This is a genomic window from Micromonospora parva, assembly GCF_040649675.1.
Classification (GTDB): Bacteria; Actinomycetota; Actinomycetes; order Mycobacteriales; family Micromonosporaceae; genus Micromonospora; species Micromonospora parva.
Window position 1 is genome coordinate 178,326 of record NZ_JBEZFX010000003.1, and the last position, 26,392, is coordinate 204,717.

Consider the following 26,392-nt stretch of genomic DNA (forward strand, 5'->3'; position numbering starts at 1 on the left):
GAAGCTGGTGCTTCGGGTCAGTACATCGAGAGATGAACATGGTTCGTGTGGGACGCCGCCGGTGAGCCGCTACCACTGTACGAGCGCCACCCGGTGCCGGGATGCCAGATCTGCCGATACCAGATCACGTAGAGCACGCCCAGCCGGTCGGCGTTGCGCACGTGCCAGGCGGCCAGGCTGTCCCCGTACGCCTTGTCGCCGCCGGTCGCGTTCTTGTCCTCGAAGCCGTTCGTGGCGGCCGAGAAGTCGCAGGCCCTGCCCTTCGGGTGCTCGCCGCTGCCGCCGCTGCGCTTGCAGGAGACGTGCCGCTTGTAGCCGGCCGCCTGGGTCTGCTTGAGCGCGTTGAGGGTGCGCGGAGTGATGCACCCGGAGGTGGTCGGGTCCTTCACCGAGCAGGACTCCGACGGCCAGGACCCGTCGGAGTTGCGCGGCGCGGGCTTCGCCGAGGCGGAGCTGCCACCGCTGAAACCGTTGCTGCCGCCGGAGCTGACCTCGGCCAGCGCCTCCTCGGCTTCCTTCTTCTTCTTCGCCATCACCGCGAGCTGCTTCTGCTGCTCGCGGACCTCGGCGTCGATGGCGACCTTGGCCTGCTGCGCCTGCTGCCGGGCCTCGGTGAGGTCACGCAGCCGCTTGCTGTCCCGCTGGGCCATCAGGTCGAGGTCACCGGCGCGTTGCAGGAACGCCTCCGGCGTGGCGGTGTTGAGCAGCATCGAGACCGCGCTCAGCCGACCCACCCGGTACGACTGGGCGGCCACCTCACCCACCTGCGCGCTGAGCCCGACCAGCCGACCCTCCAGCGTCGTCAGCTCGCCGTTCAGCGCCGTCTGGCGACGCTTGGAATTGTCCAGTTTGGCCTTCGCCTCGATGTGCCCCCGGGCGGTCAGCTCCAGCGCGTCCTGCAGCTTCTTGCTGCCACCCTCACCCGGCTCCGCGTACGCGGGCGCAACGGCACCGCCGAGCACCAGCGCGACGGCGGCGAGCAGGGCGAACAGAGCGCGGCGACCGAGCCGCGGGCTGAGCCTGGTCCTGGGCACGAAAGCGTCCTTCCGTAGACCGCCGGCCCCCGATTGACACTGCACGGCGACGCCGGTCGGCGGCCTGCTGGCGGAGACCGCCGGTCACGATACCGGACTGCGGGCCGGTGACCAGCCCCCTGACCCTCGGGCTGTCCCGATGTCGACGCAGCGTCCCAACGCGGTCGCGCAGCGCGCCGATCAGGTGGTGAGCAGCGCGTCGTGCACCTCGGCCCAGACCTGCTCGTTGGCCGCCACCAGCAGACCGCGGCCGTCGTCGGCGGGGTGGTAGTCGACGCCGTCGAACCGGCGGGCGACACCCCCGGCGGCCCGGACCAGCAGGGTGCCCGGGGCGTGATCCCAGGGCAGGGTGCGCCAGAAGAGGACGAACTGCTGCTCGCCGGTGAGGATGTCCAGGTACTCCCGACCGGCGCAGTGCAGGCCGGGCAGCAGCTCACCGAGCCGCTGACCGCCCGCGCGGACCCGGTCGCGGGTCTCCGGCGGCAGGAATTTGGTCATCGCCGCCCCGCGCAGCTCGCCGAGCGGCGGCACCGTGCTGTCGACGGGCCGACCGTTGAGCAGGGTGCCCTCGTCCGCCCACCCTGCGGCGAGCGTGTCGGCGAGCGGGTCGAGGATCCAACCGGCGGTCGGCCGACCGTCGCTCAGTAACGACACCATCAGGGCGAACGGGCGGCGACCGGCGGCGAAGTTGGCAGTACCGTCGACCGGGTCGACCAGCCAGACGTCCCCGCCGTCGCGCAGGTGCCGCAGCAACCCCGGGTCGTCGGCGACGCCCTCCTCTCCGACCACCATCGAGCCCGGCCGCAGTCGCCGCAACCCCGCCGAGAGCAGCTCCTCGGCCCGGCGGTCGGCGACGGTGACCACCTCGCCGGGCGCCTTCTCCGACACGTCGTCGTCGTCGAGCTTGCGGAACAGGGGCAGCACGACCTGGTCGGCGGCCTCCCAGAGCAGGTCGCCGACGTCGTCCAGCAGGGTGTCAGCCACGCGGCGGCAGCTTGACCACGCTGACGAAGAACTCGTCGATCTGACGGACCACCGAGATGAAGCGCTCGAAGTCCACCGGCTTGGTCACGTAGGCGTTGGCGTGCAGCTGGTAGCTGCGCAGGATGTCCTCGTCGGCCTGTGAGGTGGTGAGCACCACCACCGGGATCCGCCGCAGGGTCTCGTCCTTCTTGATCTCCTCCAGCACCTCCCGGCCGTCGCGCCGGGGCAGGTTGAGGTCGAGCAGGATCAGGTCGGGCGCCACCGCGTCGGCGTACTGGCCTTCCTGCCGCAGGTAGGCGAGCGCCTCGGCCCCGTCGGAGACGACGGTCAGCCGGTTGCGCAGCTTGTGTTCCTCGAACGCCTCCTGGGTCATCAGCACGTCACCCGGGTCGTCCTCCACGAGCAGGACCTCGATCGGGCTCTTGCCATCCGCCGGCGCGGTCATCCCACCGTCTCCCTCATGTCACCCGTTCTACCGCTTTCCGTCGCCTCGTCGGCCCGGTCCGGCTGGTCCGCCTCGCCCGCCTGCTCCGTCGGCGCTGCCGGAGCCTCGGTCGAGGCCGTCGAGTCGCCCACGGTCAGGGCGTTCGGCTGCGCCGCGGCATCGGCTGCGGCGGCCGCCTCGACGTCCTCGGGGAGTGCCGGCAGGGTGAACCGGATCGCGGTGCCCTCCGGCACGTCGGTGTCCACCCAGACCCGACCGCCGTGGTACTCGACGATCTTCTTGACGATCGCCAACCCGATGCCGGTGCCCGGGTACGCGTCCTTCGAGTGCAGCCGCTGGAAGATCACGAAGATCTTGTCGGCGAACTCCGGCTCGATCCCGATGCCGTTGTCCTGACAGGTGATCTCCCACTCGGCTCCCACCAACCGGGCCGAGATGTGCACCTTCGACGGCACGTCCGGACGGCGGAACTTGATCGAGTTGCTGACCAGGTTGGCCAGCAGGTTGGTGAGCAGCGGTTCCTCACCCGAGATCACCGGCAGCTCGGACCAGGTCAGCTCGGCGTCGGCGTACTGCCGGGCGGCCTCGGTCTGACCGGCCACGTCGCCCATCACCTTGTTGAGGTCGACCTCGACGAAGCCGGTGGTGAGTCGCCCGATCCGGGAGAACGCGAGCAGGTCGTTGATCAGGCGCTGCATCCGCTGCGCGCCGTCCACCGCGAAGGCGATGTACTGGTCGGCCCGCTCGTCGAGCTGCCCGGCGTACCGGCGCTGGAGCAGCTGGCAGAAGCTGGCGACCTTGCGCAACGGCTCCTGCAGATCATGGGACGCCACGTACGCGAACTGCTCCAGGTCACGGTTGGACCGGGTCAGCTCCTCGGCCTGCTTCTGGAGCTGGCTGTTGACCCACTCGATGCGCTCGCGGGCGGCCCGGACCTCGGCCAGGTCGGCGGCGATCTTCTGCCGCATCGCGTCGACGTCCTCGCCGAGCCGGACGAACTCCGGCGGGCCGGTGGTGGCGATGCCGTGCTGGTAGTCACCCTCGGCGACCTCGCGGACCTGGTCGGCCAGCCCGATCAGGGGCCGGATGACCATGCGGTCCAGGGAGAGCACCAGCAGCGCCCCGGCCACGACCACCACCAGCGCGGCCACGATCAGGAGAACGACCAGCACGTTGCTGCTGGTGCGCACGTTGACGGCGGCCTGCTCGCGGGCGGTCAGGATCTCCTCCTGGAGGTCGTTCACCGCCGACCGCACCTGGTCGAACTGCTGCCGGGCCTGTTCGGTGACCAACGCCTGGCCGGCGCGGGTGCCGCTCTGCTCGGTGGTGGTGATCACCGGCTCCGCCACCGACTGCCGCCACTGCGCCGTCTGCTCCTCGACCATCCGCAGCTCGTGGCCGATCTGTGGATAGTCGTCGAGCAGCGTCCGCATCGAGGCGACCACGCTCTTCTCCTGATCCAGCCCTTCCTCGTAGGGGGTCAGGTCGGCCGGGTCGCCGCTGACCGCGTACCCCCGGATCGCCGTCTCCTGGTCGAGGAGCGCGTTGAGCAGCTCCTGCGACTGCACCCGCAACGGACCGGTCTGGTTCAGCACGGCGTCGATCTGGGTGCGGTTGCGGGCGGCCACCGCCGCCTCCGCGCCGGCCAGGCCGATCAGCAACAGGCCCACCACGGTGAGCAGGGTGATCACCCGGCGGCGCAGACTCCAGCCGCCGACAACCGGCTTCACCGGCCACCACCCCGGCTGACCAGCAGCATGGCCACGTCGTCGGCGAGCGGGCCACCGTTGAGCTGCTCGGCCCGGCCGACCAGCCAGGCCGGCAACTCGGGCAGCGACACCGAGCGGCTGGCTGGCTCGCCCAGCAACCCGCTGAGGCCGGGCACGTCGAGCCGTTCGTCGCCGGCATCCACCCGCCCCTCGATCAGGCCGTCGGTGTACATCAGCAGAGACCAGTCATCGGTGTCGAACTCCAGGTCGTAGGCGGTCGGCCGGCGGGGTCGTACGCCCAGCAGCCGGCCGCCGGGGGCGGGCACCGGGGCGACCCGACCGCCGGAGAGCAGCAGCGGTGGCGGGTGCCCGGCCAGTCGGACGGTAGCCCGGTTGGCGTCCAGATCCAGTCTGACGGTGGCCACCGTCGCGAAGATCTCCTGGAGGCGGCGCTCACTCATCAGCACCTGCTCCAGGGCGGGCAGCACCTCGTCGTCCGGCACCCGGGCGAGCACCAGGGCCCGCCAGGCCACCCGCAGCTCGACCCCGAGCGCGGCCTCGTCCACCCCGTGCCCGCAGACGTCGCCGACGATCAGGTCGAGGCGGTCCGGGTGCGTCTGCACCACGTCGAAGAAGTCCCCGCCGATCAACGCGGCGTGCCGACCTGGCCGGTAGAAGGTGTGCACCGCCACCTGGTCGGTGGTCATCAGCGGCTGGGGCAGCAGGCCACGTTCGAGGCGGGCCGACTCGGCCTGGCGCAGCTCGACCTCGCGCAGGCGGCGGGCGTTCTCGTCGGCGCGCTTACGCTCCACGGCGTAGCGCAGCGCCCGGGTCAGCAGCACCCCGTCGACCTGGCCCTTGACCAGGTAGTCCTGTGCGCCCTCGGCGACCGCCACCACGCCCAGGTGCTCGTCGGTGCGGCCGGTCAGCACGCAGACAGCGGCGCCACTGGACATCTCCAGCAGCTGGCGCAACCCGTCCAGGCCCTGTGCGTCCGGCAGGCCCAGGTCGAGCAGGACGCAGTCGACGTCGCCGATCCGCTGCCGGGCCTCCCGGAGGCTGGTGGCGACCAGCAGGTCGATCATCGAGTTCGTCTCGGCGAGCAGCTCACCGACCAGGAAGGCGTCGCCTTCGTCGTCCTCCACCAGCAGCACCCGCAACCGCTCACCCGGCGGCAGGTTGGCGTGCCGCGCCAGGCCACCGTGCGGGTACGGCACAACTGGGGAACCGGCCAAGCCGGCCCCCCGGTGCGGCCGGGTCACCGCCGCGAGACGCGGGAGTTCGCTGGTGATGTCGGGCTCCTTCCGAGTGCCCTGCTGATCCTGTATTAGACAACGGTCGCACACAACACGACGCCTGCGGCGCGGGCAGGGATGGGCCGCATCACTGCCCGCCCCGTGACAAACCGGGCGGTTGGTGGACGTCGGGCGACCGGCCGTCCCATCCGCGGCCGTCGACGGGCAGGATGATCCCACCCCAGGCCCCACCATCCCCGAGGAGTCCCCGTGGGCGCATCCACCACGCCGGCCGAGACGGGCACGCGGCCCCGTCCCATTCCGGGCGTACCCCCTGCCGACCGCGCGCTGACCCGGCCACGCCGGCGGCTCGTGGCCGCCGCGGCGGCGCTCGTCGCGCTGACCGCGCTCGGCGCCGGCAGTCTGCTCGACCTGCGCACCCCGACCCCCCGGCCGACCGACGCACCGGCCGACGCGTTCAGCGCCGACCGGGCGTACGAGGACGTCCAGGTGATCGCCGCCCGGTCCCACGTCGCCGGCAGCTCCGCCAACGAGCAGGTCCGGGCGCACCTTGAGCAGCAGCTGCGCGGGCTGGGCCTGGAGACCGAGGTACAGGACACGGTGGCGCCGGAGGCCGGTCAGCTCAGCGGCGCGGCGGGCGGCGCGACGGTCGCCCGGGTCCGCAACGTGGTGGCCCGGCTGCCCGGCACCGACTCGACCGGTCGGGTCTTCCTGGTCGCCCACTACGACTCGGTGCAGACCGGGCCGGGTGGCAACGACGACGCGGCCGGCACGTCGGCCATCCTGGAGGTGGCCCGCGCGCTGACCACCGGCCCCCGGCCCCGCAACGACATCGTCTTCGTGCTGACCGACGCCGAGGAGGCGTGCCTCTGCGGGGCCGCCGCGTTCGCCGCCAGTCATCCGCTCGCCGCCGACGGTGGGGTGGTGCTCAACCTGGAGGCGCGGGGCTCCACCGGGCCGGTGATCATGTTCGAGACGTCCCGGAACAACGCGAAGCTGGTGGACATCTTCGGCCGGGCCGCACCCCACCCGGTCGGCACCTCGTTCGCTGTGGAGATCTACCGCGCGCTGCCCAACGACACCGACTTCACCGCCTTCCTCGATCAGAAGTTCGTCGGGCTGAACTCGGCGTACATCGACGGCGGGGCGATCTACCACACGCCGTTGGACACTCCGGCCGCCCTGGACCGGGGCAGCCTCCAGCAGCACGGGGACAACGCGTTGGGCCTGGCCCGGGAGTTCGGCGGCGTCGACCTGACCGACCTGCGCTCCGGGCACGACGCCACCTACTTCCCCGTCCCCGGCGGGCTGGTCCGCTACCCGGGCACCCTGACCCTGCCGTTGGCACTGCTCGCGGTGGCCGCGGTGGCCGCACTGGCCTGGCTGACCCGCCGCAGCGGCCGGGCCAGCACCGGCCGGCTGGCCGCCGGCTTCGCGCTGGCCCTGGTGCCGATCATCGCCGCGCCGGTCGCCGCCCAACTGCTCTGGCTGGCGATCACCACGATCCGACCGGGGTACGCGGAGCTGCTCGACCCGTACCGGCCGATCTGGTACCGGCTGTCCGTTGTGGCGCTCGCCGCCGCCATCCTGTTCGCCTGGTACGCGCTGACCCGCCGCCGGATCGGCCCGGCCGCCCTCGCCGTCGGCGGGCTGGCCTGGCTGGCAGTGCTCGGGGTGCTGCTCGCCGTGGCGGTGCCGGGCGGGGCGTACCTCACCACACTGCCGGCGCTGGCCGGCGCCGTCGGCGGGCTGGTCGCGCTGCGTACCCGGCAGACCGGACCGTGGCCGGTGGTGGCGGTGACGGCCGCCGCGGCCGTCGGTGTGGTCATCCTGCTGCCCACAGTGGTGCTGCTCTTCCCCGCGCTGGGGATGGCGATGGGCGGGGTGGCCGCGCTGGTGGCGGTGCTGCTCGGCCTGGCCGCCCTGCCGGTGATCGACCTGCTGCACCCGCAGGCCGGCGGCCAGCGCGGGATGCTGGCGCTGCGGGCCCGGCGGCTCGCTGTGCTGCCGACCGGTGCGGCCGCCGTCGCGACGGTGGTGCTCGCCGGGGTCGGCCTGGCCGTGGACCGGTTCGACGCCACCCACCCGGTGCCGACCCACCTGATGTACGCCATGGACGCCGGCACCGGTCAGGCCCGTTGGCTCAGCCGCGAGAGCGACCCGCAGCCGTGGACCGACGGTTACGTGGACAAAGTGACCGACATCGGCGACGACTTCCCCGGGCTCGGCGACGCTGAGCTGCGGGCCGGGCCGGCGCAGGCGGCGAACCTGCCGGCGCCGAAGCTGGAGTTGGTGCTGACCGACGCCGCCGGCGGTAGCGACCGCACCCTGCGGCTGCGGCTCACCCCGCAGCGGGCCGCCCGGATCGCCACACTGCACGTCGACACGTCGACCGCCGCGGTGCTGCGCGCCGAGGTGGCGGGGCGGTCGGTGCCGGTGGAACCCCGGGACGGCAAGTGGGGCTTCGGGCTGGTGTTCCACGCCCCGCCCGCCGAGGGCATCGAGGTCACGCTGGCGGTGCGGACGATCGCCGGGCAGGTGACGCTGCGGGCGATGGACGCCAGTGACGGCTTGGACGCGCTGCCCGGCTTCCGCCCCCGGCCGCCGGCCGTCGGCGTCGTCGGGTCGCACAGCTCGGAAATGCTGGCGGTCGCCCGCACCTACCAGTTCTAGAACGACGACGGCGGGGGACCGTCTCCGGTCCCCCGCCGTGTCACTCAGCAGAGCTGGTCGAACCTGACTCCTGGCGCGTCCGCCCCTACTCGCTGCGGATGGTCAGCCGCTTACGCCGGCCGTAGTGCAGCAGGAGGAACCCGACCACCAGCATCCCCACGCCGACGGCACCGAACGTGACCAGGGGCAGACCGGTCAGGGGCAGGCCGCCACCGCCACCCGACGCGGGCGATGACGGCGATGCCGCCCCCGGGACCGACGCCGACCCGCTCGGGGTCGGAGTGGCGGTGGCCGGTGGCGATCCGCTCGGCCCTGGGCTGGGCGTGGCAGACGCCGAGGGCGACGGGGTGGGCGGCGTCCCCTTGACAACGTTGATCGTCACGTTCGACTTTTCCGAAAAGTCGAACGGATAGCGCCGCACTTCGCCCCCGTACGCATTGTCCTCCTCCACGCGCAGGGAGAACTTCAGGCTCAGCCGCTGACCATTGCCGACGACCCCACGCCAGCCGCACAGATACTGTTCGCGGCCCAGCGGTGCCGGATTTGTCAGCGCGGGCTCGACATAGTCCATATGCGGAATTATGTCAAAGCACGAGTCCGGAACCGCTACCGCCTTGGTGCGGAAGGGGATTTGGACAAGCAGCAACGGGTCACGGCTGAGCGCTTCGCCACCGTTGTCGAATCCCACTTCCAGCGGCGCCACGTCGCCCGTCTTCTGGTAATAGACCGTACTGGCGAACAGCTTCACCTTCTCGTAGTCGGAGGCGAGCTTGCTGTCGGTCTGGATGGTCTGCTCAGCCGATGCCTCGAACAAGTGGGGAGCGGCCTCGGTGACAGCGGGCGCGTTATCAACAACGAGCTTGGGGCCACCGCCCGGCACGCCCAGCTCCGTTGGCGCCACGGCACGAACCGCCTCGATCTTCGGCAGGCGGACCGACGACGGCTGGATGCCCGCGAGCAGGCTCACCTTCTTACCGGAATCCGCCCTGACCTTCACCCGAACGGGGACCACGAACGTCCGACCCGGCGCAAATTCCTGGTCGAAACGGCACCAGAGCAACTCGACGCCGTTGTAGGAGCAGTTGGAGAACCGGTCCACCGCCTCAGCCGGCCACAGGCCTGAGCTCAGGTCCTGCACACCACGTGGCGGACCGCCGCCCCTGAAGTCGAGGACCACGCCGCGCGCCGGCACCGTGCCGGAAACCTTGAACCCGAAGCGGGCGGTAACCGTGTCACCCGGCGCAGCGGTCAGGGTCGGCATGACAACGCGCCCTACCGTCAACTGGTCAACCGCGATGATCTCGGTCTGCACATTCGCCGGCGCGTAACCCTTGACCTCGACGGTCGTCCGGACGGTGCCGACAACGCCGCTGGGCAGAGTCGAGCCTTGCGGTGAGGCGTACCCGAATGCGCTCGCCGTCTGGCTGGCACCCAACCCGAACCGTGCGTACTCCCGGCACGTAACGACATCGCCGACGCGTTCGCAACCCTCGTCGTCGAACGAAAACATCATCTTGTCTTTGATTTCGCTGATGTCCGACCTGGTCGTCACCTCCGTAGCCTGGCGCTTGTCCAGCCCAAGCTGAATGTCGAGGTGGTACAGCGTGGATGACAGGCCTGCCCGGATGAGACTTTGGGCCGGGATCGCCGCCTTCAACTGCGGCAGCGCCGCGGCTGACGCCTGCGCGGGCACCGTCGCGACAGGAACGATAGAACCAACAAAACAGACAAAAGTGGCCGCAGCTATTCGCCGGGCAACCGTATTCCACCTGAACAAACCAGACCCCCGTGGATCCTCGTTTTTGGACCGCCGGAGCATAACGCAGCCTGAATTGAACGGCCGTCCCGCGACGAAGGGCCCATCGGGCAAAAGGGAATAGCGGCCGCAGCAACGAGGCAGTGCGGCTGGACGGCGCGGCTGGACGGTGCGGCGCGCCTGGCCCAGGCTGCTCGCCCGCTCACACAACAGCGGATACTTCGCTCATGACGCTGGCTCCGCCCCGCACCGACCTCGCCGACGCGCGCTCCTCGTTCCTGGTGCTGGCCGGCTGGTACGTGGCCGCCGTCGTGTCGTTCGGTCTGTTCCTCAGCACGCTCTCCGGTTCGGTCCCGGCGAACTGCGGCGAGGCGTGCGACTCCGAACGGTCGAGGGCGCTGCTCTTCGGGCTCTACGTGGCCCTGCCGGCGGCGTTCCTCGCGCTGTTGGTCAGCCTGGCGACGCTCGCGGTGCTCCTCTCCCGTGCCCGGATCCGCTCGTCAGCCCTGGTGGGCACCCTCTCCGCGCTGCCGCTGCTCGCCTGCGCACTCCTCACCGCCAGCCTCTGACCCCCGTTGCTGTAGTGCCGGGGTCAGACGAGGTGCAGCCTGCCCGTTCCCCGGCCGCCTGTGCCGATCCACCGTTGGACAGCGTCAGGCCGACCACGCCTGGAGGACGTCGTTCGGCCCCCACACCAGGTGCACGGCCTCGGCCGGGAGGTCGACTCCGGAGCGGCTGACGACGACCAGGCCGCTGACCCCGGGCTGAAAACCCGGGATCAGCGGGGCATCGCGGCGCAGTTCGTCGAGATGACGTCGGTCGAAGGGGCCGTCCTGCCACTTGATCGAGCCGGCGAACGCGATGCGGGAGGCGATCGGGGCGCGGTCCGCGCCGACAAGATCGATTTCCGGGTTGGACTGCCGATTCCACCAGCCGCCGACTTCCCAGGTGTCGGTCCAGGGCAAACCGCCGGCCCCGGCGCTGATGGCGAGCGCATCGCGGATGAGCGGCTCGACGGCGTTGCCCCGCCAGGATGACCACCGACTGTCGAGGATGGCGCGGGCGGCCGCTGACCGGTCGCGCAGCACCAGTTGGTGCACATCCCGAAGAATGGCGAGATACAGGCGCAGATTGCTGTCGGCGATCCGGTACTGGGCCAGCTTGCTGGGCTTGGTGGACAGCGGCTTGTCGACGGCGAGGACCTGTTTCTCCTCGACGAGCCGGTGCAGCAGCGGGGACAGGGTGCCGGAGCTGACCGGGCCGCCGCGGTCCCCGGCGGCAGCGGCGATGTTGCTGAACGTACGGCTACCTGCCCCACCGACCGCTTCCAGGATGCGTCGGGCAGTGTCCGGGGCGGGAAACTCCGACGCCAGAGACTGCTCGGGGACGGTGAACAACGCCGACGTCTTGTTGGAGATCTCCTGACCCAGGAAATCGGCGGGGGGCGTACCCGGGGACCACTCCAGAGCCACACCGGGCAACCCGCCGGTGATCAGGTGCGCATCGATCGCGTCCGCGCCGCTCAACCCGGTCACCGCGGCGGTTTCGGCGGGATTGAACGGGCCGAGGACCATGTTCGTGGCCCTGCCGTAGAACGGGCGGTCGTACTCGGTGAACCGCTGCATCATGTGCAGATCACTGCCGAGCAGCAGCAGTAGCACCGGCTTGCCGGAGATGAGCCGGTCCCAGGCGACCTGAAGGTGCCCGTCGAACGTCGTGTCCTGCTCGGAGATCCAGGGCAGTTCGTCCAGGACGACCACACTCGGCGTATCGGGCAGGACGCCCGCCAGGACCCGCAGCATGTCTCCCCAGCCACCGGCCGGTGGCTGGGACGGCAGCAGGTCACGACCGCTGGAGGTGAGCAGCGACGAGTCGCGCAGGGCACCGAGAAAGTAGCCGACCGCTTCGATGCTCGATGCGCCCTTGACCGCAGTGTAGAAGCAGTACGGCAGGTCGACCCTGTCGCACAACTCCTGCACCAGCCGCGACTTGCCCACCTGGCGGCGACCACGGATGGCGACGGAACGGCCCTGACCGGTGCGCTTCACATGATCAAGCTGCTTGCCGAGCAGGTCGAGTTCCGTCCGGCGGCCGATGAACATCGACCCTCCCGAAGCTAGATTCAATCTTACTTCGAGACAGTCTACCTACCTCAGCAGGGAACTGATCCACCACTGCGCCGAGATTTGCCTGCTGTGCGACCTCTACCGCTGGCAGGCGACACCGAGCCTCGTAGGGTTCCCGGAATGAGCAGGAACGACGAGCGTGAATTGGTACGACGGGGGTACGACACGCTCTCCTACCACTATCGATCGGACGACGCCGACGACGGCCAGTACGGTCCCTGGCTGGCCGACTTACACCAGCGCCTACCTGCCTCAGCAGGGGTCCTCGACCTCGGGTGCGGCTGCGGGGTGCCGGTCGCCCGCTTCCTCGCCAACGCGGGACACCGCGTGACCGGCGTTGACGTCAGCGACGTGCAGATCGAGCGGGCACGCCGCCTGGTGCCAAACGGCACCTTTCTCCACTCGGACGCCACCCGGCTCGACCTGCCGCCGGCCTCCTTCGATGCCGTGGTTTGCCTCTACGCCCTCATCCATATGCCCCTGGCCGACCAGCCGCAGCTCATCAAGAGCATCGCCACCTGGTTACGCCCCGGCGGCTGGCTGCTCACCACCGTCGGCAACACCGCCTGGACAGGCACCGAGGACAACTGGCTCGATGGCCCCGCCACCATGTGGTGGAGCCACGCCGACGCCTCCAGTTACCGCGCCTGGCTGCAGCAGGCGGGGCTGACGATCAGCGCCGAGGATTTCGTCCCGGAGGGCAGCAGCGGGCACAGCCTCTTCTGGGCGCAGCGCCCACAGGGCTGACCTGGTCCGAGTCGTGTGCGAGGCTTCGGCGGTGACTGACCTCGGCGTCCGCGCAGCAACCTCGGCTGATCGGGTGGATGCGGCCAACCGACTTTGGCCTGGTTGCGGTCGGCCAAGCTGAGCGGTCAGTCGGCGCAGCCTGGTTCCGATACCTGACCGCCGCTGAAGGATTCCGCACGGTCGAGTCGTTCGAGGACGCGGACACGATGGTCGCTGAGGTCGGGGCCTGACGTGTGTAGTGCCAGCTCGTCGGCCGGGCTGGGCAGCCTGTCCGCAGTGCTTCCGTTGGCCGTGGTCTTACTTCCAGCGGAAGTGGACGAAGAGGCGGCCGAAGTTCTTCGAGTCCTTCTCCACCCGGTGGTAGAGCTGCTTGACGTCCTTCTGGTCGAGGAACCGCAGCACCCGCTTCTTGAGCTGGCCGGACCCCTTACCCGGGATGATCTCGACGAGGGTGGCCTTCTTCGCCACCGCCTCGTCCATGATCCCGCGCAGGGCGCGGTCGATGTCGTGGCCCTTGTTGAAGATCTCGTGCAGGTCCAGCTTGAGCTTCATGCCGCAGCCCCCGGCCGGTCAGGTCCCATGTCCGCCATCCTAGGCACGTCCGCCGGGTCGTCCGACGACGAAGGGGCGGCCCCGTGGGACCGCCCCCGCACTCGTCACCGGGTCAGGCTCAGCGCCTGCCGCCCAGGCGGGTCTCCACCCGCTCCAGCGCGGTCCGGTAGTCGTCGTTGGCCGCGTACATCGCGGCGGCGATGCGCAGGTGCCGCAGCGCGTCGTTGTGCCGGTTGAGCCGTTCCAGCGTCCGACCGAGCACGTGGTGTGCGTAGTGGTCGCTGGGGTCCCGCTCGATCAGCTCGCGCAGGTGCTCCTCGGCCCGAGTGAGCTGGGCCGACTGGAAGTACGCCCGGGCCAGCAACTGCCGAACCGCCGCGTTGCCGGGTTCGGCGTCGATGATCGGCTCCAGCAGTCGGGCTGCCCCGCTGGGGTCACCGGTTTCGAAGAACATGGTCGCCCGCCGGTAGTCCGCCAGAAGATCCATCTGCCACCTCCTCGGGTCGCACCGTCACCTGTTCCGACGCTGGCACAACACTGGAAGTTTGGCGACTGTTCCCGGGGTCGAGATCGGGCCAGTTCCGGCCGCCCAGTGCCGCCGAAGGGTCAGGTGCGGGCGTCCCGGCGTCCGGCGGAGAGCTCCCAGGCGCGGACGCCGCCGACGATCCCGGCGGTGTTCGGCACCACCACCACGTCGTCGCCCATCCGGGCCAGCTGCTCGGGCCGGATCAGTCGGGAGTTGCCCCCGCCCAGGTAGAGCCGGTCCCAGCGGAACACCGGGCGGAGCCCGTCCACCACCTGCCGGATCCGCCGGGACCAGAAGGCGTCGCCGAGCCGTCGACGTTCCGGCTCGCCGACGTACGTGTCGTAGGTGGTGCCCCAGCGCACCGGCGCGTGCGACAGCTCCAGGTGCGGTGCGAGCACCCCACCGTCGAAGAGCGCGCTGCCCAGCCCCGTTCCCAGGGTCAGCACCAGCTCGCAACCGGTGCCGGCGACCACCCCGGCGCCGTGCACCTCGGCGTCGTTGAGCACCAGCGCCGGCACCCCGAACGCGTCGGCAAGCGCCCCCCGCGCGTCCCAGCCGGACCACTCGGCGAGCAGGTCCGGGTCGATCCGGGTGCGGGGGCCGTTGCGGGTGACGTAGTGCGGGGTGCTCACCACCACGCCGTGCCGGATCATCCCGGGTACGCCGACCGTGAGCCGGTCCGCCGTCGGCAGGCGCCCGCCCAGATCCAGCAGGGTCCGGACAAACAACGCGGGCGGCAGAGGGTACGGGGTGGGCACCCGCAACGGCCGGGCCCGCATCGTTCCCGCCTCGTCGAGCACGGACGCCTTGATGCCCCCGCCGCCGCAGTCGATCGCCAGTGTGGTCACCACGTCGTTGAGTCTGCCCGCTGCCGGCGGTTGGCATGCGGGCGGCCGGATAGGCTGCCGTCCTGATGAGCGCCACGATGATCGTCAAGGACCTGGCCGCCGGGCACGGCGACCGCCAACTCTTCGCCGGATTGGACCTGGTGGTCGCCCCCGGCGACGTGGTGGGGCTGGTCGGGCCGAACGGGGCCGGCAAGTCGACGCTGCTGCGTACCCTCGCCGGGTTGTTGCCGGTCGAGGCCGGCAGCGTGCGGCTCAGCCCACCCACCGCGAGCGTCGGACACCTGCCACAGGAGCCGGAGCGGCGGCCGGGCGAGACGGTCCGCGACTTCCTGGCCCGCCGGACCGGGGTGACCGGCGCGCAGGCGGCACTGGACGCGGCGACCGAGGCGCTGACCGCCGGGGCGGCGGGCGCGGACGACGCGTACGGCGACGCGTTGGAGCGCTGGCTCGCCCTGGGCGGCGCGGACCTGGACGAACGCGCCGAGCAGGTGAGCGCCGACCTGGGGCTCGCCGTCGACCTGGACCACCCGATGACCGGGCTCTCCGGCGGCCAGGCGGCTCGCGCCGGGCTGGCGTCGCTACTGCTCAGCCGGTACGACGTGTTCCTGCTCGACGAGCCGACGAACGACCTGGACCTGGCCGGGTTGGAACGGCTGGAGGAGTTCGTCACCGGGCTGCGGGCCGGCACGGTGCTGGTCAGCCACGACCGGGAGTTCCTCACCCGCACGGTGACCCGGGTACTGGAGCTGGACCTGCCGCAGCAGCAGGTCAATCACTACGGCGGTGGTTACGCGGCCTACCTGGAGGAGCGCGAGGTGGCCCGTCGGCACGCCCGCGCGGACTTCGAGGAGTACGCCGACACGAAGGCCGGCCTGGAGGCTCGGGCCCGCACCCAGCGTGGCTGGATGGAGAAGGGCGTGAAGAACGCCCGCCGCAAGGCCACCGACAACGACAAGATCGGCCGTAAGTTCCGCAGCGAGTCGAGCGAGAAGCAGGCCGCCAAGGCCAAGCAGACCGAACGGCTGATCGAACGGCTCGACGTGGTCGAGGAGCCCCGCAAGGAGTGGGAGCTGCGGATGGAGATCGCCGCCGCGCCCCGCGCCGGCGCCGTCGTGGCCACGCTGCGCGCAGCGGTGGTACGCCGGGGTGGCTTCACCCTCGGCCCGGTGGACCTCCAGATCGACTGGGCGGACCGGGTCGCGGTGACCGGGGCCAACGGCTCGGGCAAGTCTACCCTGCTGGCCGCGCTGCTCGGACGGCTGCCACTGGACGAGGGCACCGCCTCGCTCGGGCCCGGCGTGGTGGTGGGCGAGGTGGACCAGGCCCGTGGGTTGTTCCTCGGCGACGCGCCACTGATCGACGCGTTCCACGCGGCCGTACCCCATCTGTCGCCGGCCGACGCGCGGACCCTGCTGGCGAAGTTCGGGCTGCGCGCGGCGCACGTGCCCCGACCCGCGGCTACCCTCTCGCCCGGTGAGCGGACCCGGGCGGCGCTGGCCCTGCTGCAGGGCCGTGGGGTCAACCTGCTGGTGCTGGACGAGCCCACCAACCACCTGGACCTGCCCGCCATCGAGCAGCTCGAATCGGCGCTGGCCAGCTATCCCGGAACGCTGCTGCTGGTCACCCACGACCGGCGGATGCTGGCCGCCATCGAGACCAACCGGCGACTGCGGGTCGACGGCGGGCGGATCGCCGAGGATTGATCCGTGCCGGCGGGCCGGCGCGGGGCGAGAATGACGCCATGCTCAAGTGGGAGTACGCCCTGCTGGTCCGCCGCCGCCAGGCCGCGACCAACGAACTCGGCTGGGAGGTCGTCTTCGTCTGGTACGGCCCGGACGGCTCGATGGTCGACGTGACGCCCTACGGCGACACCTCGCTGGCCCACCTGAACCGGGCCGGCGACCAGGGCTGGGAGTTGGTCGCGATGAGCGAGGACCCGTCCCTGCCCGGCAACCACGAACTGCACCGCTATCACCTCAAGCGGCCAAAGCCCGCCGACCCGCCACCTCGCCAGCGGATGCGCGGCGGACGCCGCACCATCTCCGGCTGACACGCGGCCCGGCCCGTGCCGGCGCGAAGCCCGATGCCGGCGCGAAGCCCGATGCCGGCGCGAAGCCCGATGCCGGCGCGAAGCCGATGCCGGCGCGAAGCCGATGCCGGCGCGAAGCCGATGCCGGCGCGAAGCCGATGCCGGCGCGAAGCCGATGCCGGCGTTGAGCATGATGCCAAGGAGACATCGTGATGCCGGTGTGGCATCACGATGATTGCGGCCCCGGCTCGCATCTCGCGACACGCGTGTGGGCAGCCTCGCCCAGTGAGCGGCGAGGTGATGCGGCCCCGGCCCGCATCCCGCGACACGCGCGTGAGTGGCCTCGCCCGAGCGAGCAGCGATGTGGACGAGCGGGGCATAACGGGCGCGATTGCGGGTATCGCGCGGCGGGAGGTGACCCGAATGGTCGCTTTGGCGCAGACTCCACCCTCGGCCGACCGGCTGCGGGCGATCGACGAATTCCTCGCCCAGGCATGGGCGGACCAGGTCCGCCATGATGAGCGGTTGCGGGACCTGACGGTCGAGGTGCGCTTCGACCGGGGGGTGGCCCATCTGAGCGGCGAGGTGGCCGAGCCCGCCCAACTGCGGCTGGTGCGCGACCTGGTGGGGCGGCTCGCCGGGGTCTACGGCGTCTGGTGCCGGGTCGGCATCGGCGGGCGGGCGCCGGTGGTCGTGGACCTCGGTTGCGGGCCGACCAAGCAGTGGTCGAGCAACCTGGGGCTGGACATCTACCCGGCGCCCGGCGTGGACGCCGTCGCGGACCTGTCCGGCTCACTACCGCTCGCCGACAACTCGGTGGACGTCCTCTTCGCTGTGCACATCCTGGAGCACCTGATCGACTTCCTGCCGCTGGTCGACGAGTGTCACCGGGTGCTCCGCCCCGGCGGCGTGCTGCACGTGATGAGCCCCTGGTGGGGGCATGTGAACGCGGTGGCCGACCCGACCCACGTGCGGCTGATGGACGTGCAGACGTTCAAGGGGATCTGTCAGCTCCGGCCCCCGGGCACCCCGCGCTGGTACCCGCTGCACGCCGGCTGCGACGGCGCCTCGATCTTCGCCGACCTGACCCCCCTCCCCCCGGACGCCGACCCGGCACCCCAATCCCACCTAGCCCGCTTCTTCGACTGACCCGGTCCGGGTGGATTCGCGGAGGTGGAGGCGGTACGGGGCGGTTAGTTGCCGGGTGGGGAGGGTGGGGTTGCCGGTCAGGCGGTCGGCGAGGAGTTGGACGGCCAGGCGGGCGATCTGCTCCTTGTCCGGGGCGACGGTGCTCAGGGCCGGGATGGCGAACCTGCCGTCCTCGATGTCGTCGAAGCCGGCCACCGCCACGTCCTCGGGCACCCGCAGGCCGGCCTCGTGCAGCGCGCGCAGGACACCGAGGGCCAGCGTGTCGTTGAAACAGAAGACGGCGTCGGGGCGTACTCCGGAGGTGAGCAGGCCGCGCATCGCGGCCGCGCCGTCCGCGCGGTGCCAGGCCGGCGCGGACGCCACCAGGGCCTGGTCGTCGTCGAGCCCGGCGGCGCGCAGCGCGTCCCGGTAACCGGCCAGGCGCAGCCGGGCGCTGGCGCCCTCGTCGGTGCGCTGCGCGCCGACGGCGGCGATCCGGCGACGCCCCAACCGGATCAGGTGGTCGGTGACCTCCCGGGCTGCCGCCACGTTGTCGATCACCACACGATCCGCCGGGCCGTCTGCGATCCGCTCGCCGAGCAGCACCATCGGGGTGCCGTCCAGGCCGGCCAGGTCCGCCGCGGTGAGCCCCAGCGGGCTGATGATGAGCCCGTCGATCAGGTGGCCGGTGATGCCTGAGGCGAGCACCCGTTCCTGCTCCCGCCGACCGCCGGTCTGGTCGATCAGCACCGTCCAGCCGTGCTCGGCGGCGGCGGTGACCACGTAGCGGGCCAGCTCGGCGAAGTACGGGATGTCCAGCTCCGGAACGGCCAGCGCGATCACGCCGGTACGCCCCTTGCGGAGGTGCCGGGCGGAGAGGTTGGGCCGGTAGTTGAGTTCGCTGATCGCCTCCTCGACCCGTGCCCGGGTGTCCGGTCGGACATGGACGTGGCCGTTCACCACGTTGGAGACGGTCTTCACGGAGACGCCGGCTCGCTCGGCCACGTCCTTGAGTCTGTGTCGCACGCCGCAACCTCCCCGAGGTGACGGGCGCACCATACCGTCAGCGCCACCGCCGCCAGGGGTACCAGCGACAGGGAAAGGGCCCCTCGCAGCGGCAAGGGACCCTTCCTCGTTCCGTCGGATCAGCTGTCGGCGGTCGGCTCACGGGGACCCGGGGCGACTGCGGGCTCGTGTCGGGCCAACCGGTTGCGGCGGTAGCCGTAACCGAAGTAGATCAACGCGCCGAGCAGCATCCAGGCCAGGAACCGCAGCCAGGTCTCCACCGACAGGTTGAGCATCAGGTAGAAGCAGGCCAGCGCCGAGACGATCGGCAGTACCGGCGAGAACGGCACCCGGAACGGCCGCTCCAGGTCCGGCCGCCTGCGGCGCAGGATCGGCACCGCCACCGACACCAGCACGAAGGCGCAGAGCGCGCCGATGCTGACCAGGTCGGCCAGCGCGGACAGCGGCAGGAAGCCGGCCAGCAGCGCGACCGCCACCGTCATGATCGCCGAGATCCGGTACGGGGTGCCCCAACGCGGGTGCACCTTCGCGATCGAGGGTGGGATCAGCCCGTCCCGGGCGATGGCGAAGCCGATCCGGCCCATGGCTACCAGGTCGACCAGGATGACGCTGGTCAGGCCCGCGACGGCGGCGATGGAGACCAGTACTGCCGCCCAGCCCGCGCCGACCGACTCGAAGGCGGACGCGATCGGGGCGCCCCTGTCGATCTCGGTGTACGGCACCATCCCGACCACCACGAGCGACACGCCGACGTAGAGCACCGTGGAGATCAGCAGCGTGCCGAGCAGGCCCAGGGTGAGATCCCGCTTGGGCTTGCGCGTCTCCTCGCCGAGGTTGGCCACGGCCTCGAACCCGGTGTACGCGAAGAAGACCACGGCGGCGGCGCTGAGCACCCCGACGAAACCAAAGACCGACGGCTCCAGCCCGAACAGCGCCTGGGTGACCGGTTGCTTGATGCCGTCGTCGCCGCTTCCGGCGGGCTCGGCCGACGGGATGAACGGGGTGAGGTTGGCGGCCTTGACGAAGAACAGCCCGGCGACCACCACGAAGACACAGATGGCCACCTTGACCAGCACCAGCAGGTTGGTGATCCGGGCGGATTCGCGGATGCCGACGATCGCCACGATGCCGAGGATCAGCACGATGGCGATGGCGCCAACGTTGACGGTGCTGCCCTCCTCGCCGAACCACCGGGTCGGCAGGTCGAGCAGTTCGGCGAGGTAGCCGGACCAGCCCCGGGCCACCACCGCGGCGCCGAGCGCGAACTCCAGCAGCAGGTCCCAGCCGATGATCCAGGCGACGATCTCGCCCATCGTGGCGTACGCGTAGGTGTAGGCGCTGCCGGCGGTCGGCACGCTGGAGGCCAGTTCGGCGTAGCAGAGGGCGGCGAGCAGGGCCACCACGCCGGCGATGGCGAAGGAGATCACCACGCCCGGCCCGGCGCTGTCCCGGGCTTCGATCCCGGTGAGCGTGAAGATGCCGGTGCCGATCACGATGCCGATGCCGAAGCCGGTGAGGTCGATCGCGCCGAGGCGCCGCTTCAGCCCCAGTTGGCCGTCGCTGCCGTCCGCCTCACCCTGGGCTATCACGTCCTTGATTGGTTTTGTGCGCAGCACGGACACCCGGTCACCCCTCCCACCGTGCGACCACCTCCGTGGCGGCCGGTGACCGCCGTTGCTACCCAGCGGCGCGATTGGTCAACCCCGAACTCTTGCGGCGATGGCCAGACTGTGAAAATTTCCTACCAGGAACGCGGACACCGACGGCGAATGTTGCCGCGCGCCGCGCGAAACATCCGGGAGCCCCACCGAAGGGACACACCGCATGAAAGCCACCCAACTCGGAGCCGCCGGGCTGGTCGCAGCCCTGCTCGGCACATTTGTCAGCGTCACCCCCGCGAGCGCCGCGCCCAGCGCGGCCGACACCACCACCACCGCTGCCTGCGCCACCGACCCGGCCACCCCCAAGCGACAGTTCCGGGCCATGTGGATCTCGTCGGTGGTCAACATCGACTGGCCCAGCAAGGCGTCCCAGACCGCGCCGGACCGGATCGCCGCCCAGCAGGCCGAGTACCGCGAACTGCTCGACCTGGCCGGGCGCCTGAACCACAACGCCGTCGTGGTGCAGGTCCGGCCCACCGCCGACGCGCTCTGGCCCTCGCCGTACGAGCCGTGGTCGGAATACCTGACCGGGGTACGCGGCCAGGACCCCGGCTGGGACCCGCTGGCCTTCCTGGTCGACGAGTCGCACAAACGGAACCTGGAGTTCCACGCCTGGTTCAACCCGTACCGCGTCTCCATGCCGGCCCCCGGCGGCGCCGGCGCCGACCTGGCCCAACTCGCCCCCGGCCACCCGGCCCAGCAGCACCCCGAGTGGACGTTCGCCTACCCACCGGCCGGAGTGGCCGGCAGCCGGCTCTACTACAACCCGGGAATCCCCGAGGTCCGCGAGTTCGTCCAGACCGCCATGATGGACGCGGTCAAGCGGTACGACATCGACGGCGTCCACTTCGACGACTACTTCTACCCCTACCCGAGCGGCACCTACCAGGTGCCGGACGACGCGACCTTCGCGGCCCACAACCGGGGCTTCACCGACCGGGCCGACTGGCGGCGGGACAACATCAACCTGTTGATCCAGGAGATGAACGGCAAGATCAAGGCGGCGAAGCCGTGGGTGAAGTTCGGGGTCAGCCCGTTCGGCATCTGGCGCAACAAGACCGCCGACCCGCTCGGCTCGGACACCACCGGCAGCCAGTCGTACGACATCATCTCCGCCGACACCCGTAAGTGGATCAAGCAGGAGTGGATCGACTACGTGGTGCCGCAGCTCTACTGGTACATCGGCCAGTACCCGGCGGCGGACTACGCGCGCCTGGTGCCGTGGTGGGCCGAGACGGTGCGTGGCACCCGGGTGCAGCTCTACATCGGCCAGGCCGACTACAAGAGCGGCGACCCGGCGTACGGGTCGTTCTGGCAGAACCCACGCGAACTGTCCGACCACCTGACGCTCAACCGGTCGTACCCGGAGGTGCAGGGCAACGTGCACTTCTCCGCCGTGCAGGTACGGGCCAACCGGCTCGGCGCCACCGACATCTACGCGGCTGAGCACTACTCCCGCCCGGCGCTGGTGCCGGCCATGCCCCACCTGCCGGCCCGCCCGCTGCTCTTCCCGGTGGTCACCAAGACGACCCGGCAGGCCGACGGGGTCCGGCTCACCTGGCGGCAGCCCGCCGACGGCGTCGGCCCGCTCGGCACCGCCACCTCGTACGCGATCTACCGGTTCGACGGCACCACGCTGCCCGTCCGGTGCGCCACTGCCGACGCGGCGAACCTGGTCGGCACCGTCCGCGCCACGGCCGGTGCCAGCCAGTCCTGGGTGGACACCTCGGCCGAGCCCGGCCGGCGCTACACCTACCAGCTGACCGCCCTGGACCGGTCCGCCAACGAGAGCCCCGCGAGCCCGCCGGCCTTCGTGCTGCGCTGACTCAGTTCCTGAATGCCCCGGACGCCACGCGCGTCCGGGGCATTCGTCTGTTTCAACGCATGTCACCAATAGTTGGCGAGGCACATACCGCATAGTTGATCAGCTGATCGACACTCATCGACATCCGGTAACCCGCCGGTAACTTCGGTCCCACCGCTCACCCCCCGCGGAGGTAACCCGTGCCCCGACGTCTCGCCACCCTGCTCGCCTCGGGCGCGTTAGCGCTGCTCGCCACCCTCACCATCGCCTCCCCCGCCGCCGCCGTCACCCCCGCCCAGAAGCTCTCCGTGCTGTCGAGCTGGACCCAGACCAGCGCGTCCAGCTACAACTCGTGGAACAGCGCCCGGGTCAACCGGGCCCCCTGGGCCGAGTACAACTTCAACTGGTCCACCGACTACTGCTCGTCCAGCCCCGACAACCCGCTCGGGTTCACCTTCAACCTGGGCTGCTACCGGCACGACTTCGGCTACCGCAACTACAAGGCGGTCGGCCAGTTCCCCGCCAACAAGTCCCGCCTCGACAGCGCCTTCTACGAGGACCTGAAGCGGGTCTGCGCCACGTACAACTCGGTCGTCCGGCCGGCCTGCTACAGCCTGGCCTGGACCTACTACCAGGCGGTCAGCATCTTCGGTTCGGTGGCAGCCGTCCAGCAGGCCGACATCGACCGCGCCGCCCGAATGAAGGCCGACGCCGAAGCCAAAGCCCGCCAGTAACCGCTGAACCCCACCCCCTGAACTGTGTTGATCAAGAGGTTTCGGTCACCGGAGGCGCGTTTTCTGACGCAAACCTCTTGATCAACACGGACAGGGGGTGGGCCAGGGTGGGGGTTAGGCGCCTTCGGTGCGGGTGGCCGGGTGGCGGTCGGGGTCGGCGGGACGGCGTGGGGTCGGCTGGGACAGGCCCGTACTGAAGCGGGTCGAATCCGCCGCGAGGTCCGGGTGTTCCACGTCCAGTGCGAGCGCGGCGGCCTCGTCCAACCCCAGTTCGGCACCCTCGCCGTACGCGTCGTCGAAGGCCGCGTCGCCCAGCACCGCGCGCAACTCCCCCTGCTGTTGCGCCCAGTAACCGCCGAAGATCCCCGGGGTGGCCCGCATGCTCGCCCGGGTCGCCTGCGCGGCACCGAACAGTCGGGCGGCGGTCAACCGCTCCCCGCCGATCGCACACCGCACCGCGACCGCGTTCAAGGTGTCACACGCCCGGCCGTGGTAGCCGTGGCCCATCCGCGAACGCAACGCCACCAGCAGGTGCTCGTGGGCGGCGATCACATCGCCACGGGCCAACGCGACCATCCCGAGCAGCATGTCCACCGAACGCCGGCCGCGCTCCACGGGGCGGGCCGCCTCCACCGGACGCACCGCGCCCAACAGCTCCGCCGCCTCCTCCAGGGCACCCCGCCGCCAGAGCAGCTCAGCCAGGCTGAACACCGCGAACAGCGCCTCGCCGACCACGTCCTGCCCGTGCGCCCAGTCGATGACCTCCCGGCACACCCGCTCGGCCTCGACGAACTGCCCCATGTCCACCAGCGGCGCGGCCCGGCCGGCGAGCACCCGGGCCAGCAGACCGGCGTCACCGGCCTGCCGGGCCGCCGCCTCCGCCCGCTGGGAGTAGCGCAGCTCCTCGGCGAACTCGCCATCGGCGCTCGCGTGCAACGAATGCATGTGGTACGCCGCCGCCAGCTCCGCCTCCGGGATCCGCTCTCCCGTCTCCGCGATCCGCCCGTACAGCCGGAACAGCCACAGCCGCCCCTCCCGGGCCAGGCCCCGCTCCAGCCACCACTGGTCCAGCCCGCCCGCCAGACCGAGACCGGCGCGGGCGCTGCCGCCGGTGGCGCACCAGCGCAGCGCGGCGCGCAGCTCCCCCGCCAGCGGGTCGAGGGAATACAACGACAGCGTCACCGGCCGGCCGTCCTGACCCAGGTGGGCCCGGTCCAACGCGTGGGCCGACCAGGCCACGTGCCGGTCCCGGGCGGCCTGTTCCTCGCCCGCCTCGACCAGCCGACGTGCCGCGTACGCCCGGATGGGGTCGAGCATCCGGTAGGTGCTGCCGGCAGCCCGCGGCTCGGCCAACACCATCGACTTGTCCACCAGCACCGAGAGCGGGTCCAGCGGGTCGTCACCCAGCAGCCATTCCACCGTCTCCAGATCCACCGGGCCGGCGAAGACCGCCAGCCACCGCAGCAGGCGGGCGGCCCGGGGCCCCAGCGTCCGGTACGACCAGGTGACGGTGGCCTGCATGGTCAGATGCCGTTCGGTGGCCGAACGCTGCACCGCCCGGCTCGCCGGGCTCGGCGGTGACGCACCGGCCGCCGCCGCGACCAGGTCCACGGTGTCCTGCTGGTTGCCGGACCAGCCCCGCTCCACCGGCGGCGGGTCCGGGTCCACCCGGCCGGCGTCCAGGGTGCCGAGGACATCGTCCAGCCGCTCGGCGAGCTGGCCGACGGAGAGCACCCGCAGCCGGGCGGCGGCCAACTCGATGGCGAGCGGCAGCCCGTCCAGCCGCTGCACGACCCGACGCAGGTCGGCGGACTCGGCCGGGTCCGGCTGCCGACCGCCACGCGCCGCCGCCGTGCGGTCCAGCAGCAGCGCCACCGCGTCGCTCTCCGCACCGTCGGCGCGCGGGTCGACCGAGAGCGGCGGAATGCGCCACACCACCTCGCCGGGCAGGCTGAACGACTCGCGACTCGTCGCCAGCACCCGCACCCCGCTCCCGCCGGACAGCAACCGCGCGATCACCTCCGCGCAGGCGGCCGGTTGGGTGTCGCAGGTGTCCAGTACGACAAGCATCCGGCGGTTGGCCGCGTACTCGACGAGGGTGTCCAGCATCGGCCGGCCGGGCTCGGGACGCAGGCCCAGCACCGCGGCGATGGCGAACGCCACCAGCCCCGGGTCGGTCACCGAGGCGATGTCGACGAACCAGACCCCGTCCGGGTACGCCTCGACAACTCCGCTGGCCAGCTCCACCGCGAGTCGGGTCTTGCCCGCGCCACCCGCGCCCAGCACGGTGACCAGGCGGTGCTGCCGCACCAGCAGGCCCAGCTCGATGCGTTCGGCCTGCCGGCCGACGAACGACGTCACCTGGGTGGGCAGGTTGTGCGCCACCGCGTCGGCGGTGCGGGGCCGGGGGAACTGCCGCTCCAGGCCCGGGGCCACCAGTTGGAACAGTCGTTCCCGGTCGTCGAAGCCGCGTAGCCGGTGCAGACCGAGGTCGAGCAGTGTCGCACCCGGCGGCATCGGCTCGGCCCGACGTGCGGTGGACGCCGTGCAGAGCACCTGTCCGCCGTGCGCGGCGGCGGCCACCCGGGCGGCCCGGTGCACCTCGGGGCTGGCGTACTCGCCGTCGCGCGGCTCGGCGTAGCCGGTGTGCAGGCCCATCCGCACCCGCGGCGCGGCTTCGGCGGTGGGCCAGTCGTGGCTGGCCAGCGCGCGCTGGGCGGTCAGGCACGCGGTCATCGCCGCGGTGGCGTCCTCGAAGGCCAGGAAGAACGAGTCGCCCTCGGTCAGCAGCTCCGCGCCACCAGTGCTGGCCAGCGTGCGGCGCAGCAACCGTCGATGCGCGGCGAGCACCGGGCGATAGTCCGGACCCAGCAGCTGGGCCAGCCGGGTCGAGCCCTCGATATCGGTGAACACGAAGGTCACCCAACCGCTCGGGAGCTGGATCCGTGGCGACATGCGAGGAACCTCCGCCCGTGACGTCGGGTTCATGCTGCCTGAGTTCGAGCGATCACGCATCGTGAGAACGGCCGGGCAGATGCCGCCTCAACGTGCCACTCGGACCCGATCCCGGCAAGGCCGGACCATCAGGCGGCGGCGAATTGGCCCGATCAGCAGCCGCAGGCACCGCCGCAGCAGCCACCGGCGGCGGGGGTCTGGGCACCACCGGCGGCACCGCCCCGGCCGGTGACCGCGACCGCGGAAAGAAGCTTGACCGTGTCGGCGTGTCCCTGTGGGCAGTTGGCCGGCTCACCGGCAGCCACCATCGGACGGTTGACCTCGAAGGTGTCGCCGCAGGCGCGGCAGCGGAACTCGTACCGGGGCATGCCACCCAGCGTACGTGGATCTGGCGGTTGG

22 protein-coding genes are annotated in these 26,392 nt (G+C 71.3%); 8 read left to right on the forward strand and 14 right to left on the reverse strand.

Annotation, left to right across the window (positions count from 1 at the left end):
* Positions 1-17: 17 nt before the first annotated feature.
* From AB0C03_RS09320 to AB0C03_RS09340, 5 genes are all read right to left on the reverse strand, one after another.
* Entirely contained in the window at positions 18-1,034 is a 1,017-nt protein-coding gene (locus AB0C03_RS09320) for a coiled-coil domain-containing protein (RefSeq protein ID WP_030329778.1), read from the reverse strand.
* Positions 1,035-1,214: 180 nt separating this feature from the next.
* Entirely contained in the window at positions 1,215-2,018 is an 804-nt protein-coding gene (locus AB0C03_RS09325) for an inositol monophosphatase family protein (protein WP_030329777.1), read from the reverse strand.
* Positions 2,011-2,463 carry a response regulator gene (locus tag AB0C03_RS09330; protein ID WP_030329776.1) on the reverse strand — a complete coding sequence of 151 codons (453 nt, stop codon included), beginning with the start codon at positions 2,461-2,463 and terminating at the stop codon, positions 2,011-2,013. Before AB0C03_RS09330 ends, AB0C03_RS09325 begins: the two co-directional genes overlap by 8 nt.
* A complete protein-coding gene (locus AB0C03_RS09335) occupies positions 2,460-4,193 on the reverse strand; it encodes a sensor histidine kinase (protein WP_357635752.1) in 1,734 nt (577 codons plus the stop codon). Before AB0C03_RS09335 ends, AB0C03_RS09330 begins: the two co-directional genes overlap by 4 nt.
* Positions 4,190-5,389 carry a PP2C family protein-serine/threonine phosphatase gene (locus tag AB0C03_RS09340; protein ID WP_051708243.1) on the reverse strand — a complete coding sequence of 400 codons (1,200 nt, stop codon included), beginning with the start codon at positions 5,387-5,389 and terminating at the stop codon, positions 4,190-4,192. The genes AB0C03_RS09335 and AB0C03_RS09340 overlap by 4 nt, the downstream gene beginning before the upstream one ends.
* 288 nt (positions 5,390-5,677) lie before the next feature.
* Here AB0C03_RS09340 and AB0C03_RS09345 point away from each other — a divergent pair, with 288 nt between their 5' ends.
* Entirely contained in the window at positions 5,678-8,101 is a 2,424-nt protein-coding gene (locus AB0C03_RS09345) for a M28 family peptidase (RefSeq protein WP_435823366.1), read from the forward strand.
* An 85-nt stretch (positions 8,102-8,186) separates the two neighbouring features.
* Here the strand turns inward: AB0C03_RS09345 and AB0C03_RS09350 are convergent, their stop codons facing one another.
* Positions 8,187-9,794: a hypothetical protein gene (locus AB0C03_RS09350; RefSeq protein ID WP_030329772.1), complete on the reverse strand. Its 1,608-nt coding sequence runs from the start codon at positions 9,792-9,794 to the stop codon at positions 8,187-8,189.
* Between the two features lie 290 nt (positions 9,795-10,084).
* Between AB0C03_RS09350 and AB0C03_RS09355 the strand changes: the two genes are divergently transcribed.
* Positions 10,085-10,426, forward strand: coding sequence for a hypothetical protein (locus AB0C03_RS09355; protein ID WP_030329771.1), 342 nt, complete (start codon positions 10,085-10,087; stop codon positions 10,424-10,426).
* Positions 10,427-10,510: 84 nt separating this feature from the next.
* Here the strand turns inward: AB0C03_RS09355 and AB0C03_RS09360 are convergent, their stop codons facing one another.
* Positions 10,511-11,959 (reverse strand): ATP-binding protein, encoded by a 1,449-nt coding sequence (locus AB0C03_RS09360; RefSeq protein WP_030329770.1) that lies wholly within the window; start codon positions 11,957-11,959, stop codon positions 10,511-10,513.
* A gap of 144 nt (positions 11,960-12,103) precedes the next feature.
* Here AB0C03_RS09360 and AB0C03_RS09365 point away from each other — a divergent pair, with 144 nt between their 5' ends.
* Positions 12,104-12,730, forward strand: coding sequence for a class I SAM-dependent methyltransferase (locus AB0C03_RS09365; protein WP_030329769.1), 627 nt, complete (start codon positions 12,104-12,106; stop codon positions 12,728-12,730).
* A 297-nt stretch (positions 12,731-13,027) separates the two neighbouring features.
* Here the strand turns inward: AB0C03_RS09365 and AB0C03_RS09370 are convergent, their stop codons facing one another.
* The 3 genes from AB0C03_RS09370 to AB0C03_RS09380 all read right to left on the reverse strand — a co-directional run bounded on the left by AB0C03_RS09370 (position 13,028) and on the right by AB0C03_RS09380 (position 14,659).
* Positions 13,028-13,282, reverse strand: coding sequence for a Smr/MutS family protein (locus AB0C03_RS09370; RefSeq protein WP_030329768.1), 255 nt, complete (start codon positions 13,280-13,282; stop codon positions 13,028-13,030).
* 118 nt (positions 13,283-13,400) lie between these two features.
* Positions 13,401-13,769, reverse strand: coding sequence for a tetratricopeptide repeat protein (locus AB0C03_RS09375; RefSeq protein ID WP_030329767.1), 369 nt, complete (start codon positions 13,767-13,769; stop codon positions 13,401-13,403).
* Positions 13,770-13,888: 119 nt separating this feature from the next.
* Positions 13,889-14,659 (reverse strand): ROK family protein, encoded by a 771-nt coding sequence (locus AB0C03_RS09380; protein ID WP_030329766.1) that lies wholly within the window; start codon positions 14,657-14,659, stop codon positions 13,889-13,891.
* A gap of 62 nt (positions 14,660-14,721) precedes the next feature.
* Between AB0C03_RS09380 and AB0C03_RS09385 the strand changes: the two genes are divergently transcribed.
* From AB0C03_RS09385 to AB0C03_RS09395, 3 genes are all read left to right on the forward strand, one after another.
* Positions 14,722-16,359, forward strand: coding sequence for an ABC-F family ATP-binding cassette domain-containing protein (locus AB0C03_RS09385; protein WP_030329765.1), 1,638 nt, complete (start codon positions 14,722-14,724; stop codon positions 16,357-16,359).
* Between the two features lie 38 nt (positions 16,360-16,397).
* Positions 16,398-16,706 carry a hypothetical protein gene (locus AB0C03_RS09390; protein WP_357635759.1) on the forward strand — a complete coding sequence of 103 codons (309 nt, stop codon included), beginning with the start codon at positions 16,398-16,400 and terminating at the stop codon, positions 16,704-16,706.
* 402 nt (positions 16,707-17,108) lie between these two features.
* Positions 17,109-17,834 carry a methyltransferase domain-containing protein gene (locus AB0C03_RS09395; protein WP_030329763.1) on the forward strand — a complete coding sequence of 242 codons (726 nt, stop codon included), beginning with the start codon at positions 17,109-17,111 and terminating at the stop codon, positions 17,832-17,834.
* Here AB0C03_RS09395 and AB0C03_RS09400 read toward each other — a convergent pair.
* Complete coding sequence (locus AB0C03_RS09400) at positions 17,814-18,839, reverse strand: LacI family DNA-binding transcriptional regulator (protein ID WP_030329762.1); 1,026 nt, start codon at positions 18,837-18,839, stop codon at positions 17,814-17,816. The genes AB0C03_RS09395 and AB0C03_RS09400 overlap by 21 nt on opposite strands.
* 119 nt (positions 18,840-18,958) lie before the next feature.
* Entirely contained in the window at positions 18,959-20,461 is a 1,503-nt protein-coding gene (locus AB0C03_RS09405) for an amino acid permease (protein ID WP_036410999.1), read from the reverse strand.
* 202 nt (positions 20,462-20,663) lie between these two features.
* On the opposite strand from AB0C03_RS09405, the gene AB0C03_RS09410 reads away from it, so the two are divergent.
* Positions 20,664-22,325 (forward strand): glycoside hydrolase family 10-like protein, encoded by a 1,662-nt coding sequence (locus AB0C03_RS09410; RefSeq protein ID WP_357635764.1) that lies wholly within the window; start codon positions 20,664-20,666, stop codon positions 22,323-22,325.
* A gap of 179 nt (positions 22,326-22,504) precedes the next feature.
* Positions 22,505-23,038 carry a phospholipase gene (locus AB0C03_RS09415; RefSeq protein ID WP_210861211.1) on the forward strand — a complete coding sequence of 178 codons (534 nt, stop codon included), beginning with the start codon at positions 22,505-22,507 and terminating at the stop codon, positions 23,036-23,038.
* A 114-nt stretch (positions 23,039-23,152) separates the two neighbouring features.
* Here AB0C03_RS09415 and AB0C03_RS09420 read toward each other — a convergent pair whose 3' ends face one another.
* Together AB0C03_RS09420 and AB0C03_RS09425 are read right to left on the reverse strand one after the other, a co-directional pair.
* A complete protein-coding gene (locus AB0C03_RS09420; protein WP_357635767.1) occupies positions 23,153-25,993 on the reverse strand; it encodes an ATP-binding protein in 2,841 nt (946 codons plus the stop codon).
* A 152-nt stretch (positions 25,994-26,145) separates the two neighbouring features.
* Positions 26,146-26,361 (reverse strand): FmdB family zinc ribbon protein, encoded by a 216-nt coding sequence (locus tag AB0C03_RS09425; protein WP_030329758.1) that lies wholly within the window; start codon positions 26,359-26,361, stop codon positions 26,146-26,148.
* Positions 26,362-26,392: the final 31 nt, after the last annotated feature.

What these genes read in the sequence shown, in the direction of transcription:
- AB0C03_RS09355 (WP_030329771.1), top strand. Translation starts at nt 10,085, where the DNA reads ATGACGCTGGCTCCGCCCCGCACCGACCTCGCCGACGCGCGCTCCTCG.
- AB0C03_RS09420 (WP_357635767.1), bottom strand. Translation starts at nt 25,993, where the DNA reads ATGTCGCCACGGATCCAGCTCCCGAGCGGTTGGGTGACCTTCGTGTTC.
- AB0C03_RS09425 (WP_030329758.1), bottom strand. Translation starts at nt 26,361, where the DNA reads ATGCCCCGGTACGAGTTCCGCTGCCGCGCCTGCGGCGACACCTTCGAG.
- AB0C03_RS09330 (WP_030329776.1), bottom strand. Translation starts at nt 2,463, where the DNA reads ATGACCGCGCCGGCGGATGGCAAGAGCCCGATCGAGGTCCTGCTCGTG.
- AB0C03_RS09375 (WP_030329767.1), bottom strand. Translation starts at nt 13,769, where the DNA reads ATGGATCTTCTGGCGGACTACCGGCGGGCGACCATGTTCTTCGAAACC.
- AB0C03_RS09395 (WP_030329763.1), top strand. Translation starts at nt 17,109, where the DNA reads ATGGTCGCTTTGGCGCAGACTCCACCCTCGGCCGACCGGCTGCGGGCG.
- AB0C03_RS09360 (WP_030329770.1), bottom strand. Translation starts at nt 11,959, where the DNA reads ATGTTCATCGGCCGCCGGACGGAACTCGACCTGCTCGGCAAGCAGCTT.
- AB0C03_RS09410 (WP_357635764.1), top strand. Translation starts at nt 20,664, where the DNA reads ATGAAAGCCACCCAACTCGGAGCCGCCGGGCTGGTCGCAGCCCTGCTC.
- AB0C03_RS09390 (WP_357635759.1), top strand. Translation starts at nt 16,398, where the DNA reads ATGCTCAAGTGGGAGTACGCCCTGCTGGTCCGCCGCCGCCAGGCCGCG.
- AB0C03_RS09370 (WP_030329768.1), bottom strand. Translation starts at nt 13,282, where the DNA reads ATGAAGCTCAAGCTGGACCTGCACGAGATCTTCAACAAGGGCCACGAC.
- AB0C03_RS09365 (WP_030329769.1), top strand. Translation starts at nt 12,104, where the DNA reads ATGAGCAGGAACGACGAGCGTGAATTGGTACGACGGGGGTACGACACG.
- AB0C03_RS09385 (WP_030329765.1), top strand. Translation starts at nt 14,722, where the DNA reads ATGAGCGCCACGATGATCGTCAAGGACCTGGCCGCCGGGCACGGCGAC.